This is a genomic window from Campylobacter sp. RKI_CA19_01116 (assembly GCF_025771405.1).
GTDB lineage: Bacteria > Campylobacterota > Campylobacteria > Campylobacterales > Campylobacteraceae > Campylobacter_D.
Genome location: NZ_JAKMQF010000005.1, coordinates 78,654 through 94,159, shown reverse-complemented (window position 1 = coordinate 94,159; position 15,506 = coordinate 78,654). Strand labels below are relative to the sequence as shown.

At 31.2% G+C, this 15,506-nt stretch carries 13 protein-coding genes; 9 read left to right on the top strand and 4 right to left on the bottom strand.

Features of this window, described 5'->3' with window-relative positions; genetic code table 11:
- Positions 1-4: 4 nt before the first annotated feature.
- Together L8U41_RS05315 and rsmA are read right to left on the bottom strand one after the other, a co-directional pair.
- Positions 5-1,963 carry a ribonuclease J gene (locus tag L8U41_RS05315; RefSeq protein ID WP_412175026.1) on the bottom strand — a complete coding sequence of 653 codons (1,959 nt, stop codon included), beginning with the start codon at positions 1,961-1,963 and terminating at the stop codon, positions 5-7.
- Complete coding sequence (rsmA, locus tag L8U41_RS05310; protein WP_263727999.1) at positions 1,923-2,750, bottom strand: 16S rRNA (adenine(1518)-N(6)/adenine(1519)-N(6))-dimethyltransferase RsmA; 828 nt, start codon at positions 2,748-2,750, stop codon at positions 1,923-1,925. Before rsmA ends, L8U41_RS05315 begins: the two co-directional genes overlap by 41 nt.
- A 90-nt stretch (positions 2,751-2,840) precedes the next feature.
- Between rsmA and L8U41_RS05305 the strand changes: the two genes are divergently transcribed.
- Genes L8U41_RS05305 through L8U41_RS05295 form a run of 3 tightly spaced genes read left to right on the top strand, consistent with a single transcriptional unit; the run spans position 2,841 to position 4,554 of the window.
- Positions 2,841-3,374 (top strand): purine-nucleoside phosphorylase, encoded by a 534-nt coding sequence (locus L8U41_RS05305; protein ID WP_263727998.1) that lies wholly within the window; start codon positions 2,841-2,843, stop codon positions 3,372-3,374.
- An 8-nt stretch (positions 3,375-3,382) separates the two neighbouring features.
- On the top strand, positions 3,383-4,453 hold the full coding sequence (gene rlmN, locus L8U41_RS05300; protein ID WP_263727997.1) for a 23S rRNA (adenine(2503)-C(2))-methyltransferase RlmN: 1,071 nt from the start codon (positions 3,383-3,385) through the stop codon (positions 4,451-4,453).
- Positions 4,450-4,554 carry a hypothetical protein gene (locus L8U41_RS05295; RefSeq protein ID WP_263660408.1) on the top strand — a complete coding sequence of 35 codons (105 nt, stop codon included), beginning with the start codon at positions 4,450-4,452 and terminating at the stop codon, positions 4,552-4,554. Before rlmN ends, L8U41_RS05295 begins: the two co-directional genes overlap by 4 nt.
- A gap of 11 nt (positions 4,555-4,565) precedes the next feature.
- Here L8U41_RS05295 and L8U41_RS05290 read toward each other — a convergent pair whose 3' ends face one another.
- On the bottom strand, positions 4,566-5,555 hold the full coding sequence (locus L8U41_RS05290; protein ID WP_263706999.1) for a glycosyltransferase family 9 protein: 990 nt from the start codon (positions 5,553-5,555) through the stop codon (positions 4,566-4,568).
- Positions 5,545-6,459, bottom strand: a complete 915-nt coding sequence (locus tag L8U41_RS05285) for an RluA family pseudouridine synthase (protein ID WP_263727996.1) — start codon at positions 6,457-6,459, stop codon at positions 5,545-5,547. Before L8U41_RS05285 ends, L8U41_RS05290 begins: the two co-directional genes overlap by 11 nt.
- Positions 6,460-6,539: 80 nt before the next feature.
- On the opposite strand from L8U41_RS05285, the gene purB reads away from it, so the two are divergent.
- The 6 genes from purB to infC all read left to right on the top strand — a co-directional run bounded on the left by purB (position 6,540) and on the right by infC (position 15,501).
- Positions 6,540-7,868, top strand: coding sequence for an adenylosuccinate lyase (gene purB, locus L8U41_RS05280; RefSeq protein WP_039667804.1), 1,329 nt, complete (start codon positions 6,540-6,542; stop codon positions 7,866-7,868).
- Between the two features lie 17 nt (positions 7,869-7,885).
- A complete protein-coding gene (locus tag L8U41_RS05275) occupies positions 7,886-10,261 on the top strand; it encodes a ribonucleoside-diphosphate reductase subunit alpha (protein WP_263727995.1) in 2,376 nt (791 codons plus the stop codon).
- Between the two features lie 15 nt (positions 10,262-10,276).
- Positions 10,277-12,262, top strand: a complete 1,986-nt coding sequence (locus L8U41_RS05270; protein ID WP_263727994.1) for an OPT family oligopeptide transporter — start codon at positions 10,277-10,279, stop codon at positions 12,260-12,262.
- The gene (locus L8U41_RS05265) at positions 12,259-13,065 is read left to right on the top strand and encodes an undecaprenyl-diphosphate phosphatase (RefSeq protein ID WP_263727993.1); all 807 of its coding nucleotides are present in this window, start codon (positions 12,259-12,261) and stop codon (positions 13,063-13,065) included. The genes L8U41_RS05270 and L8U41_RS05265 overlap by 4 nt, the downstream gene beginning before the upstream one ends.
- Before the next feature lie 106 nt (positions 13,066-13,171).
- A complete protein-coding gene (gene thrS / locus L8U41_RS05260) occupies positions 13,172-14,983 on the top strand; it encodes a threonine--tRNA ligase (RefSeq protein WP_263727992.1) in 1,812 nt (603 codons plus the stop codon).
- Positions 14,980-15,501: a translation initiation factor IF-3 gene (gene infC / locus L8U41_RS05255; protein ID WP_039617082.1), complete on the top strand. Its 522-nt coding sequence runs from the start codon at positions 14,980-14,982 to the stop codon at positions 15,499-15,501. The genes thrS and infC overlap by 4 nt, the downstream gene beginning before the upstream one ends.
- Positions 15,502-15,506: the final 5 nt, after the last annotated feature.

Sequence of the window (15,506 nt, the reverse complement as noted above, 5' to 3'; positions counted from 1 at the left end):
TTCTTTACATTACAAAAATAGTTGGTACTATGGTTGGATATTTTTTGATTTTTCTAAAAATATGTTTTCTTAGTACTTGTCTAATTTGAGCTTCTAAAACTTTTGGATTATCTAAAATTTCATCTTTTACATTTGGGAAAAATTGACTTAAAACATCACTCATTTCTTTTGAGAATGCTCCATCTTGTTTATCAGCTACCAAGCCATAGCTAAATACTCTTGGTTTATTAATTAGTGTTTTGCTTGCTTTATCAAGCTGGGCGATGATGACAACTATACCGCTATCTGCTAGTTTTTGTCTATCAATTACCACATCATCTGCGATTTGTTTGTTGATTTGATTGTCTACAAAGACTTTTCCTGTTTTAACTGTTTTAACGCGTTTGATGTATTTTTGGCAAAGCTCTACTTGATCCCCATCACTCATTAAGTAAATATTTCTTTCAGGTATACCACATTTTAGAGCAGTTTCTTTGTGTTTATTGATATGATTATACTCTCCATGCACTGGTAAGAAAAATTTAGGTTTTACCAAAGTTAGCATGAGTTTTTGCTCTTCTATACTAGCATGTCCGCTTACATGGATTTCGCTAAATTCTTGATAAGCTACTTTAGCCCCTGCTTTTAAAAGAAAATCAAGCACAGCAGAAACATTTGCTTCATTGCCTGGTATTGCTTTAGCTGAAATGATAACTTGATCGCTAGGTTTGATTTTGATAAATTTATGCTCATCTGTAGCCATTCTATATAAAGCACTCATGGTCTCACCTTGACTTCCTGTGGTAACAATTAGCACTTCGTTGTCTTTGTATTTGCTTACTTCATCAGCGTCAATGAAAATTTTTCTATCAAGTTTGATATAGCCAAGTTCCATAGTGGTATAGAGATTTCTTTCCATAGAACGCCCTATAACACATACTTTTCTGCCGTATTTTAAACCATAGCTAATAGCTTGATATACGCGGTGGATATTAGAACTAAAGGTGCTCATGATCACCCTGCCTTTAGTTTTAGCAAAAATTTGATCAAAAGTAGGACCTACGGAGCTTTCACTTTTTGTATAACCTTCTTTATATGAGTTTGTACTATCACTTAAAAGACAAAGCACACCTTCTTCGCCATATTGAGCTAAACGACTTAAATCCGTTGGATAGCCATCAATTGGTGTTTGATCTATTTTAAAATCGCCAGTGTGTATGATGGTTCCTGCTTTAGTTTTAATAGCCAAAGCACAAGCATCGATGATAGAGTGGGTTATGTGAATCCATTCTAAGTTAAATTCACCTATTTCATAAATTTGTCTTTTTGTTATAGGTCTAAACCATTTACGCTCAGATTTTAAACCATGTTCTTCAAATTTATTTGAAATCATGCCTAGTGCCAAAGGTGTTGCGTAGATAGGAAATTGAAATTCTTTGAAAAAATACGGCACAGCACCGATGTGATCTTCATGAGCATGAGTGATGATGATAGCACGAATTTTATTTTTAATTTTTCTTACATAGTCAAAATCAGGTATGATAATATCTACTCCATGCATGGTTCCATCTGGAAAACTCATGCCTATATCAACGATAATCGCATCGTTGTTGGTTTCAAAAACAGTAATATTTCCACCGATTTCTCCAAGTCCACCCAAAGGTGTAATACGAATTTTATGTTCGCTTGAGTTGTTGTGTTTTAAAGGGTGGAGTCTTAGCTCGTGCATGATTTTATTAGCTTCTATACTTTTGGCAAGTTCTATTTGCCATTCTTCATTGCCACTTAATTTAGAAGGTAAATTTCTATTTTTTTTCTTTTTCTTTTTTTCTTCACTAGCTTCAGTTTGAGTATTTTCTATTTTTGTCCCGTTTTTAGTTTCACTATTTTGATCTTGATTTTGTGAATCTTTTTTTCTTTTGTTTCTGAATTTATTAAATCTTTTAGTTTTGTTTTGCTCTTGAGTTTTGTTTTCTTCGCTCATAGTCATCCTTTAAATAGTCATAAATTTTAAGGTATGAATCAACGCTAATTTCATGAGCTCTTGAGGTAGAAGAGATATCTAGTGCTTCAAATGCTTTTAAAATTTTTTCTTTTTTATTTTTAAAATTAGATAAGAGTTGTTTTCTAGGATTTTGAAAACAAGCTCTAAGAAATTCTTTAAAAGCTTCTATATTTTCGCATTTTTGCTGATAATGAGTAGTTTTTATTAACTTCATTACAGCTGAAGTAACTTTTGGTGGAGGATTAAAGCTTTGTGGTTGTATATCAAAAAGCATTTGTCTTTGGCATATCAATGCACAAAGCACCCCTAAAGCCGAAAAATTACTTTCTTTTTCATTTGCACAAAATTTCTGTGCCACTTCTTTTTGCACCATTACTATAAGCCCAAGACAATTTTGATCTTCTAGGGCTTTTAAAATCAAATTTGTAGCAATATAATATGGTAAATTTGCTACCAAAAAGTACTCTTTATCGCTTAAACTTCCTTGATCAAAAGCATCACTTGCATTTTGATGAATAAGCTCAAAATTTCCACCTTCAATCTCATTTTGAAATTTTTTATTTAAAATAGGAATCAAATCTTTATCAATCTCATAAGCTCTAATATGAGCTTGTGAGATTTTCAAAAGTTCTTGCGTTAAATCACCTAAGCCAGGCCCAATCTCAACTATATTTTTAGTATCTTTGGGTATGGCTTGGATGATTTTATCTACCACGCTTTTATCACATAAAAAATTTTGTCCAAAATGTTTTTTTGCTTTTATCATAAATTTATTTTATCTAAAAAATATTAATTATAGCATTATTTTAAGCGCTAATTAGATAAAATTTGAATTATTTTTTATAAAGGTTAATTTTTGAAAAATCTTATAGTATGTGCAGGAGGAAATGAGGATTTTAAATTTGCACAAAGTATAGGCATAGGTTTAGTTAATTCTGCTTTTTCTCTAGGTAAAATTTTAAGTCAAATAAAAGCAGATAGAGTGATTTTTATAGGTACATGTGGAATTTACCAAGAAGGAAAAATTTTAGATATTTATGAAAGTTCTAACGCAGCGAATTTAGAATACGCAGATTTATTTGATAGTTTTTATACGCCTATAGCAAATGAGATTAGATTAAATGTTTCACATGAAACTATGATTAATTCTTCAAATTATATTTGTAAAGATGAAAATATTGCCCAAGAATTTTTTAAAAAGGGTGTACATATAGAAAATATGGAAGCATACGCAGTGCTTTCTTGTGCAAAAATGCAAGGGATAGAAGGAATTTGTTATTTATGTGCGACAAATTTTTGTAATGAATTTGCACATGAGGATTTTTTAAAAAATCACCAAAAAGCAAAAGAATTATTAAAAGATTTTTTGTTAGATAAAAAACTTATATAGGAAAAAAATTGAGTGAATTAAAAAATATATTAGACTTTACTAAAGAAGAATTAGAAAATTTAGTCCAACCAAAATTTAGAGCAAAGCAAATTTTTGAATGGGTGTATAAAAAATATGCAGATGATTTTTTACAAATGTCATCTTTGCCAAAAGATTTTAGAGTGTACTTGCAAGAAAATTTTCATTTTTCACCTCTAAAATGTGTGAAAGATGAAAAAAGCAAAGATGGTAGTATAAAATATCTTTTTGAGCTTTTAGATGGTAAAAAAATAGAAGCTGTTTTGCTACCAATGAAAGAAGAACTTGTAGATGAAAATGGAAAAATCATCAAACATGCAAGATATACTATTTGTGTTTCCTCTCAAGTAGGGTGTAAAAGTGGGTGTAGTTTTTGTCTTACTGCTAAAGGCGGTTTGAAAAGAAATTTAAGCGCAGGAGAAATAGTAGGACAAATTTTGTGGATTAAAAAACATAACAACATACCTTATGAAAGAAGGGTTAATATAGTCTATATGGGAATGGGTGAGCCTTTGGATAATCTTAAAAATGTTTCTAAAGCAGTTAAAATTTTAGCCGATAATGATGCCTTAGCGATAAGCCCTAGAAGACAAACTATAAGTACAAGTGGTTTAGCAAAACAGATCAAAGAACTTGGCGAGATGAATTTGGGCGTGCTTTTGGCTATTTCGCTCCATGCTGTAAATGATGAGCTTAGAAGTGAATTAATGCCTATTAATAAAGCTTATAATATAGCAAGTATTATGGAAGCAGTGAGAAATTTTCCTATAGATCAGCGTAAAAGAGTAATGTTTGAATACCTTTTAATTGATGGGATAAATGACAAAATAGAACATGCAAAAGAACTAGTCAAGCTTTTAAATGGTATAAAAGCTAAAGTGAATTTAATACTTTTTAATCCACATGAAGGAAGTTTATATAAAAGACCAAGTGTTGAAAATGCGGTTAAATTTCAAGATTATTTAAGTGCCAAAGGTGTTACTTGTACGATAAGAGAAAGTAAGGGACTTGATATTTCAGCTGCATGCGGACAGCTTAAAGAAAGGCAGAATAAACAATGACTTTTTTAGATATAGCTCAGCTTATTTTTATAAGTATAGTGGTGATCATAGGACTTGGTGGGATTATTTATGTATTAAAAAATGAAAACAAGAATGATTAGTTTGGTTAGTTTTAGTCTTTTATATATTGTTCTATTTTAATTATAGTTTGATTTATTATCTCATCAAAGTTTTTTTCATTTAAATCATCTATAAAAACATAATTTTTATCGTAGGTAGACCATAATATACTGTCTTTTTTTGTATATAATCCTATAGTTGGAATTTTTAGATTGCTTGCTATATGTATAGTACCTGTTGAAGGGCTTATTAGACATTCTGTTTTCGAAATAATTTCTACTAAATTTAAAAGGTCATCATCGTTTTTAAATATAAAAATTTTATTTAAAAGTTCTTTATCAAATTTTTGAATTTGAACTATGAAATTATCATGAACTTTGTCATATGTTGGAACAACTATATTAATGTTTTTAGTATTTAAAATTTTTTTTATCATCTTTAAATAAAAAATTATACTATTCTTATTAAATTGACTTATTGCAAAAGGATTTATTGTTATAAATTTTTTTATTTTATATTCTTTTAAAAAATTATTTACTAAATCTTTGTTTGATTGTTTTGTTGTTAAAGTTACATTAAATTCTAAGCTTTTTATTTTTTTGTCAAATATTTCTGGATTAATCTTTCTAGCGTAATAGAGATTTATATTTTCTATATTTTCATTTTTAATTTTTTTTAATAAACTAATCCATACAACCTTGCATTTTAAGCAACAAAATATAGTTTTAAATTTAGATTTTATTATAATATTTTTTACATTTGTTTTTTTTAGTATTTTGATTATATGTTTTGTTGAAATGTAACTTATAAGATAGTCTAATTTATATTTGTTTATCATCTCTATAATGTTTTCTTCATTTATTATTTCTATTTTATCTACAAAATTAAATTCTAAAATATTTTTTAGATAAGGATTTGTAATAAATACTGTAATTTTGGCTTTATAAAGATGTTTTATAGCATAGAGCATTTTAAGAGATAATATATTATCTCCTATTTGAGTAGAACAAAAATATCCTACATTAAAATTTTTATTTTTCATGTTTTTCCTGCATTTTCAAAAATTCACCTTTTATATCTTTTTGAGATTGTATCAAAAATTTTTGATTTTTATATGTAAATTCTAAGCTAAAAGAGTGTAAAAGCAGTCTTTTAGCACCTGTGATTTGAGCTCTTTCGATATCACTCATTTTTCCATCAAGTATTTGCTCTATTTGTGTTTTTTCTAAACCATATAAAGGTTCACCTAAAATTTTATGTTTCACATGAAACAAATGTAGTCTTATTTGGTGTTGTCTTCCTGTTAGAGGTTTAGCTAAAATTAAACTGGCATCTAAATTTTCAAAATATTCCAAAGTGTAAAATTGCGTTAAAGCTTCTTTGCCATTTTCACAAATTTGCATCCTAGTTTTGACTACATCATAGTCTTTAGCTAAATTCATGCTTTTATCTACTATAAATTCTTTTTCAGTTTTTCCTTTTACTAGAGCAAGATAGCTTTTTTGCACTAATCTTTTTTCAAACATAGTTTTTAACTCAATTTGTGCATTTTTATGTTTTGCTATGAGTAAAAGTCCGCTTGTTTCTTTATCTAGTCTATGAGCCACGCAAGCTTTTTCACCCCATAAATGCCAAATTTCATCACAAAGACTATAAGCACAATTGCGCCCATTAGGATGAGTTAGCACTCCACTTGGTTTTTCTACGATGACAAAATCTTCATTTTCAAAAACTATTTCTAATCCTTTGGGGTTATTTTCATATACGATTAATTCTACTAAACCATTTAAAAATTTATTTTTTTCTTCTACCAAATTTCCATCACAAAATAGTCTTTTTTTATCAATGAGTTTTTGTGCTTCACGCATAGAGATTTTTAACTCATCCATAAGTAGTCTAAATGCCTTTTTTCCATTATTTGCTAGTTTCTTTTTTATATATGCCATTTAATAACTTTCTTAGGTAATTTATAATAAAATTCAAACTATTTTTTTTCATAAAAATTATATAAAAAAAGGTCTTGAAAATGGTTGAAAGATATAGTAGAGAAATCATGGCTAAAAAATGGGACATGCAAGCAAAATATGATGCATGGTTAAAAGTGGAATTAGCTGCTGTGAAAGCGTGGAATAAACTTGGTCTTATTAAAGATGATGATTGTGAAAAAATTATAAAAAATGCAAAATTTGATATAGCAAGAATAGATGAGATAGAAAAAACTACCAAACATGATGTTATTGCTTTTTTAACTAGTGTAAGTGAAAGTTTAGGCGAGGAAAGTCGTTTTGTGCATTATGCGATGACAAGTTCAGATTGTATTGATACTGCAGTTGCTTTGCAGATTAAAGATAGTTTAGAACTAATCTTGCAAGATTTAGATCAAGTTTTAGCAGCGATTAAAACAAGAGCGTATGAGCATAAAAACACCTTAATGGTAGGAAGAAGTCATGGAATTCATGGAGAGCCTATAACTTTTGGCTTAGTTTTGGCTATTTGGTATGATTCGCTAGTTCATGCAAAAGATTTAATCATTCATGCAAAAGAAGTGATTAGCTATGGAAAAATCAGCGGTGCTATGGGAAATTTTGCTCATGCTCCGCTTGAATTTGAAGAAGAAGTTTGTAAAAACTTAGATTTAAAGCCAGCACCAGTTTCAAACCAAGTTATACAAAGAGATCGTTACGCACAAGTTATCTCGGCTTTAGCTATTTTAGCTTCAAGTTGTGAGCAAATCGCTGTTGCTATCCGCCATTTTCAAAGAACAGAAGTATATGAAGCTGAAGAATACTTTTCTCAAGGACAAAAAGGAAGTTCAGCTATGCCTCATAAAAGAAATCCTGTTTTGAGTGAAAATATCACCGGTCTTTGTAGGATGATAAGAGCTTATGTAACACCTGCTTTAGAAAATGTAGCATTGTGGCACGAAAGAGATATATCACATTCTAGCGTAGAAAGATTTGTATTACCTGATGCTTTTATCACGACTGATTTTATGCTTTCAAGATTATGTGGTGTGATAGAAAAGCTTTTGGTGTATCCAGAAAATATGATGAAAAATTTAAATTTAACCGGAGGACTTGTATTCTCTCAAAGAGTGTTGCTTGAACTTCCATTTAAAGGTATAAGTAGAGAAGAAGCTTACAAGATCGTTCAAAGAAATGCTATGAAAGTTTGGGCTGATTTACAAAATGGCAAGCCTGCGTTAAATGAAAAAGGCGAGAGTCTGTTTTTGCTAGCTTTATTAGCTGATGAGGATTTGAAAAAATCTTTAAGTGAAGCAGATATTAGAAATTGCTTTGATTATAACTACTATACCAAAAATGTAGATAAAATTTTTGCAAGAACTTTTAAATAATAAACTAGGGGTTGTGAGTGAAAGTATTAAAAAGAAATGGTAGAACTGAAGAATTGGATGTTTCCAAGATTAAAAAATATACCACCGATGCAGTGGCAAATTTAGAAAATGTTAGCCAAAGTGAGCTTGAAGTAGATGCAAAAATTCAATTTCGTGATGGCATAACAACAGAAGAAATCCAACAAACTCTCATAAAAACAGCAGTAGATAAAATAGATATTGATAGACCTAATTGGACCTTTGTTGCTGCAAGATTATTTTTATATGATTTGTATAAAAAAGTAAGTGGTTATAGTGGTTATAAACATTTAAGAGAATACCTTGAAAAAGGTGAAAAAGAAGGTAGGATTTTAATCGGCTTAAAAGAAAAATACGATTTAGATGATCTTAATGCTTATATCAAGCCAGAACGCGATTTGCAATTTACTTATCTTGGTATAAAAACTTTATATGATAGATATTTGATTAAAGATTCTAAGGGTATGCCTATAGAATTACCACAACAAATGTTTATGGCTATTGCGATGTTTTTAGCGCAAAATGAGTTAGATTCTCAAACTTGGGCTAAGAAATTTTATGATTTAATCTCAACTTTTGAAGTAATGCTTGCAACTCCAACCCTTTCAAATGCAAGAACCACAAGACATCAATTAAGTTCATGTTATATAGGAAGCACGCCTGATAATATAGAAGGGATTTTTGATTCTTATCAAGAAATGGCACTTTTATCTAAATTTGGTGGTGGTATAGGCTGGGATTGGTCTAAGGTGCGTGCTATGGGCGGAAGCATAGATGGGCATAAAAACGCAGCAGGTGGGATCATACCATTTTTAAAAATTACCAATGATATAGCAGTAGCTGTTGATCAACTTGGTACTAGAAAAGGTGCAATTGCTGTATATATTGAACCTTGGCATATGGATATTAATGACTTTTTAGATTTGCGTAAAAACTCAGGTGAAGAAAGAAGAAGAGCACATGAACTTTTCCCTGCTTTGTGGATTAATGATTTATTCATGAAAAGAGTAAGAGCAAATGATAAATGGACGCTTTTTGATCCTGCTGATACGGCAAGTTTATGCGATTTATACGGTGAAGAATTTGAGAAAAAATACGAAGAATTTGAAAAAGATGAAAGCATAGCTAAAGAAATTATAGATGCAAAAGAGCTTTGGAAAAAAATACTTTTATCTTATTTTGAAACAGGTATGCCATTTTTATGTTTTAAAGATAGTGCAAACAAAACAAATCCAAATTCTCACGCAGGGATTATAAGAAGTTCAAATTTATGCACAGAAATTTTTCAAAATACAGATCCAAACTATTATCAAATTAAAATCGTATTTGATGATAAAACAGAACTTCATTTAGATGAGGATGAAGAGCTTACAATAGATGGAGGATATAAAAAGCTTGCTAAAAAAGTTTCTACTTTAGATAGTATCAATGGTAAAAAAGTCTATATAGTAGAAAAATACAAAAACGAAGGAAAAACCGCAGTTTGTAATCTTGCAAGTATAAATTTAAGTAAAATCAATACCAAAGAAGATATTCAAAGAGTAGTGCCAACAGCTATAAGAATGCTTGATAATGTGATTGATTTAAATTTTTATCCTCATGTAAAGGTTAAAAATACCAATTTAAAATCACGCGCTATAGGGCTTGGTGTAATGGGTGAAGCGCAAATGGTGGCTGAAGCTCAAATTTATTGGGGTTCTAATGAGCATTTTGAAAAAATTGACCATATTATGGAAATGATTAGTTATGAGGCTATTTTAGCTAGCTCAAATTTAGCCTTAGAAAAAGGAAGTTATCCTGACTTTGAAGGATCAAACTGGAGTAAAGGTATAGTGCCAATTGATGTAGCAAATGAAAATGCTAAAAAACTTACCGCAAGTGAAGGTTTGTTTGATCAAAGCGAGTGTGATTGGGAAAAATTAAGAGAAAAACTAAAAAGAGATGGCATAAGAAATGGTTATTTAATGGCTATAGCACCAACTTCTTCTATTTCTATTTTAGTGGGTACTACTCAAACAATTGAGCCTGTATATAAAAGAAAATGGTTTGAGCAAAACTTAAGCGGTATGATACCAACTGTAGTACCAAATTTAAGTGCTAATACTTGGCAGTATTACACTCCTGCTTATGAGCTTGATCAAAAAATCTTAGTAAAAGCAGCAGCGATTCGTGGTAAATGGATTGATCAAGGTCAGTCTTTAAATATCTTTGTTTCTTTAGATAAAGCAAGCGGTGGATATTTAAATGAAATTTATCAACTTGCTTGGGAATTAGGTGTTAAATCAACTTATTATCTAAGAAGCGAAAGTCCTGATAGTCAAAAAGTAAATGATGATGTGGTTGATAGAACTATAGAATGTGAAGGTTGTCAATAAAAATGGAGAAGCAAAATGCATACAAAAAACTCACTACCGGAGCTTACGCTTAGGGGTATAATACTAGGAAGTATTTTAACGATTATTTTTACCGCCTCAAATGTATATTTGGGGCTCAAAGTTGGTCTTACTTTTTCTACTTCTATTCCTGCTGTTGTGATCGCAATGGCTGTTTTAAAAATCTTTAAAGACTCTAATATTTTAGAAAATAATATGGTTCAAACTCAAGTTTCAGCTGCAGGTACGCTTTCGGCTGTGATTTTTGTTATACCAGGTCTTTTTATGTGTGGATATTGGTTTGAATTTCCACTTTGGCTTACTTTTATGCTCTGTCTTTGTGGAGGTGGATTAGGCGTGCTTTTTACTATACCTTTGCGTAGAGCTATGGTGGTAGAGAGTAAATTAGCTTATCCTGAAGGAAGAGCTGCTGCTGAAATTTTAAAAGTGGCCAATAAAGATCAAGCTGATAAAAAAGGAAAAGTAGGCTTAAAAGAAATCACACTTGGCGTGGCTTTTGCTTCTGTGATAAGTCTTTTTTCAAGCGGTTTTAAACTACTTTCAAGTGGAAGCAGTTTTGCATTCATTTGGCAAAAAATGACTTTTGGTTTTTCTATGGGTTATTCAGTGGCACTTTTGGGTGCTGGATACTTAGTAGGTATAGCCGGAGGTGTTGCATTGCTTGCGGGTATGGTGCTTGCTTGGATGGTTTTTGTGCCATATTTTTCTGCTAAAGAAAGTTTTGATGTGAGTTTAAGTGCGCTTGATATAGCTAATCAAATTTGGGCTCAAAAAGTACGCTTAATAGGTACAGGAGCTATTGCTATAGCAGCATTATGGACTTTAATAGAGCTTGCAAAGCCTGTTTATGATGGCATGAAAAATATGCTTAAAAAAACCTCATTAAACCTCTCACAAGATCCTAAAGATATGGATTTATCTTTAAAAGCTATGCTAGGTTTATTTGTGCTTATGTGTATAGGTTTGTTTATTTCATTTTATGCTTTTGTGGCTGATTCAAATTTAGCAAGTGGTTATCAAATTCTTTTTGCTTTGGTAGGAACTTTAGTAGCTATTTTCATAGGCTTTTTTGTAGCTTCTGCTTGTGGATATATGGCAGGTTTGGTGGGTTCATCATCTTCTCCTATTTCGGGTATAGGACTTATTGGGATTATGATTTCTTCTTTGATTATTTTGCTTTTGGGTTATCAAGTAGATTTATTTAGCGATCCTTTGATGTCTAAATTTGCTATTGCTTTTGCTATATTTACTACTAGTGTTATTTTGGCAACTGCTGCTATTTCTAATGATAATTTACAAGATTTAAAAACTGGCTATTTAGTGGGTGCAACTCCTTGGAAACAGCAAGTTTCTTTGATTATAGGTTGTGTGTTTGGAGCTTTGGCTATCGCTCCTGTGTTAAATTTGTTATATCAAGCTTATGGTTTTGTGGGTGCAATGCCAAGAGAAGGAATGGATGAGGCAAATGCACTTGCTGCACCACAAGCAAATTTGATGAGTACTATTGCACAAGGCATTTTTAACGCTAATATCGATTGGAGTTATATTATAGCGGGAGCTTTTGTGGGCGTTGGTATAATTATCGTCGATCGTTTGTTAAGAAAGAAAAATATGTCTTTGCCACCTTTAGCTGTGGGTATAGGTATATATTTACCACCTGCTGTTAATATGCCTTTGTTTATAGGTGGATTATTGGCATATTTAATTAAAAAACGTTTGGAGCAAAGATATGCTAAAAATGCTCATAAAAAAGAACTTATTCAAGAGCATGAGCAAAAAGGAACCTTATTTGCCTCTGGTTTGATAGTGGGTGAGAGTTTGTTTGGAGTGTTAATAGCTGGTTTAACTGTGCTTTCTATTAGTAGAGGTGGGGCTGAAGATCCACTTGCTATTGTAACTTCATTTAAAGACGATGGGATTATAGGTTTTGTAGTTTTTGTAGCGATCATGCTAATTTTTGCAAGAAGAGTACTTAAAAAATGAATTTAGATTATTATTATGCTTTGATTTTAGGAATCATTGAGGGTTTGACAGAATTTTTACCTGTTTCATCTACAGGGCATATGATTTTAGGTGCTGAAATTTTGGGTTTAAATATAGATGATTTTTGGAGAAGTTTTTTCATCATCATTCAGCTTGGTTCTATACTAGCGGTGATTTTTATTTTCAAAGATAAACTAACTCAAAAACTTGATATTTGGTTAAAACTTGCTGTGGGCTTTTTGCCCGCAGGTGGGGTGGGTTTTATAGCATATAAGTTTTTAAAAGAAATATTTAATGGCTATACCGTGGCTACTATGCTAATCATTGGTGGGATTATTTTTATCATTATAGAACTTAAACATAGAAAAAAAGACTATACAATTCACTCTTTAGATGAGGTAAGTTATAAGCAAGCTTTTTTGATAGGTTTAACTCAAGCTCTTGCTATCATACCAGGTACTTCAAGAAGTGGAGCAAGTATTATAGGTGGCTTATTGCTTGGGCTTGATCGTAAAGTGGCTTCTGAATTTTCATTTTTACTTGCAATTCCTACCATGATTATTGCAACAGCTTATAGCATTTATAAAGAACCACAGGTTTTAAGTAATATGAATAATTTCGTTCCTTTAGCCATAGGTTTTGTAACAGCTTTTATAGTGGCTTTTGTGGTAATTAAAATATTTTTAAAATTAATTAGCAAGATAAACTTTATACCTTTTGGAATTTATAGGATAATTTTAGGTTTTGTATTTTTATACCTTTTTATGAGTGGTGCTTTAGATATATCAAGAACGGGTGTTTGAAATATAAAAATATCCTTTATTTAAAAAAAGTTTAAGTTTTTCATAGCTAAAATTAGTCTTATATTTTAATTTAAGCTCACAAGGTTAGTGAGTGTTAAGGGTAGAAATGACAAAAGATATAATTGCATATGCAAATAATGAAGCTTTGGTAGATACTCAAAGTTTTAACAATGATACAAATTTAACTCCGATTTATTTTGATAACTCTAAAGAAAGTTTAGAAGTTATCCGCCACTCTTGTGCGCATTTAATGGCTCAAGCGATTAAAAGTTTATATCCAGAGGCTAAATTTTTCGTAGGACCTGTGATAGAAGATGGGTTTTATTATGATTTTAGGGTTGATAGTAAGATTTCAGAAGAAGACTTAAGCAAAATCGAAAAGAAAATGAAAGAACTAGCAGAAGCAAAGCTAGACATCATAAAATACGAACTTTCAAAGACTGAGGTTAAAGAAAAATTTGCTAATGATGATTTAAAACAAGAAGTTTTACTAAGAATTCCTGATGGAAAAGTAAGTATTTATAAGCAAGGCGAATTTGAAGATTTATGCCGTGGGCCTCATGTGCCAAATACTAGATATTTAAGATTTTTCAAGCTTACTCGTGTAGCTGGTGCGTATTTGGGTGGCGATGAAAAAAGAGAAATGCTCACAAGAATTTATGGTACTGCTTTTGCAGATAAAGAAAGTTTAAATGAATACTTAAAAATCATTGAAGAAGCTAAAAAAAGAGATCATAGAAAACTTGGTAATGAAATGAAGCTTTTTGCCTTTGATGATGAAATAGGCGGTGGGCTTCCTATATGGCTTAGCAATGGTGCAAAATTAAGAAGCAAATTAGAGCATTTGCTATATAAAGCACATAGATTAAGAGGTTATGAGCCTGTACGTGGGCCTGAGCTTTTAAAAGCTGATGCGTGGAAAATCAGCGGACATTATGCAAACTATAAAGAAAATATGTATTTTACGCAAATTGATGAGCAAGAATATGGCATTAAGCCGATGAATTGTGTAGGACATATTAAAATTTATCAAAGTGATGTTAGAAGTTATCGTGATTTACCTTTGAAATTTTTTGAATACGGTGTGGTACACCGCCATGAAAAAAGTGGAGTTTTACACGGGCTTTTTAGAGTAAGAGAATTCACTCAAGATGATGCACATATTTTTTGTATGCCAAGTCAGATAAAAGAACAAGTTTTAGAAATTCTAAGCTTTGTTGATACTTTGATGAAGGCTTTTGAGTTTGATTATGAAATGGAAATTTCAACACGCCCAGTAAAAGCAATAGGCGATGATGAAATTTGGGACATAGCTACAAAGGCTTTAAAAGAAGCTTTAGATGAACAAGGTTTAAAATATGGCATTGATGAGGGTGGTGGAGCTTTCTATGGTCCAAAAATCGATATTAAAATTACCGATGCGCTAAAAAGAAAATGGCAGTGTGGAACTATACAAGTAGATTTTAACTTACCAAGCCGTTTTAAACTCGAATACACAGATGCAGATAATGAGAAAAAACAACCTGTAATGCTTCACCGTGCTATTTTGGGTTCTTTTGAAAGATTTATAGGAATTTTAGTAGAGCATTGTGCGGGTGAGTTGCCATTTTTTATAGCACCAACTCAAGTAGCTATAGTGCCTATTTCGCAAAATCATCATGATTATGCAAAAGAAATAGCAAGAAAACTTTTAGAACTTGGCATTGATAGTGAAGTGTATAATAAAAATGAAAGCTTAAATAAAAAAATCCGCACCGCCGAAAAAGCACATGTGCCTATGATACTTGTTTTAGGTGATGAAGAAGTAGCAAACAAAAGTGTGGCTTTAAGAGATAGAAGAGCAAAAGAGCAAAAAACAATGACTTTAGATGAATTTATAACCCTAACAAAGGAGAAATTAAGTGAGGTACGCTTTTGAGTAAAGAAAAAGAAGTATTGCTAAATGAAGAAATTCAAGCAGATGAGATCAGATGTATAGGTGATGATGGCAAGGTTTATGGCATTATTAGTAGTGATGAAGCGCTAGATATAGCAAATAGACTAGGGCTTGATTTGGTGATGATAGCCCCCGAAGCCAAACCACCTGTATGTAAGATAATGGATTATGGAAAATTCCGTTATCAACAAGAAAAGAAACAAAAAGAAGCAAAGAAAAAACAAAAAGTTATTGATATAAAAGAAATCAAACTTTCTGTGAAAATCGCTCAAAATGACATTAATTATAAGGTCAAACATGCAAGTGAGTTTTTAGAGCAAGGCAAGCATGTTAAATTTAGAGTGTTTTTAAAAGGTCGTGAGATGGGCTCTCCTGAAGCAGGGGTGGCGTTGCTTGAAAAAATTTGGCAAATGGTTGAAGATATAGCAGATAGAGACAAAGAGCCTTTACTCGAAGGACGCTATGTAAATATGCTAGTAACTCCTAAAAAGAAAAAATAATCACA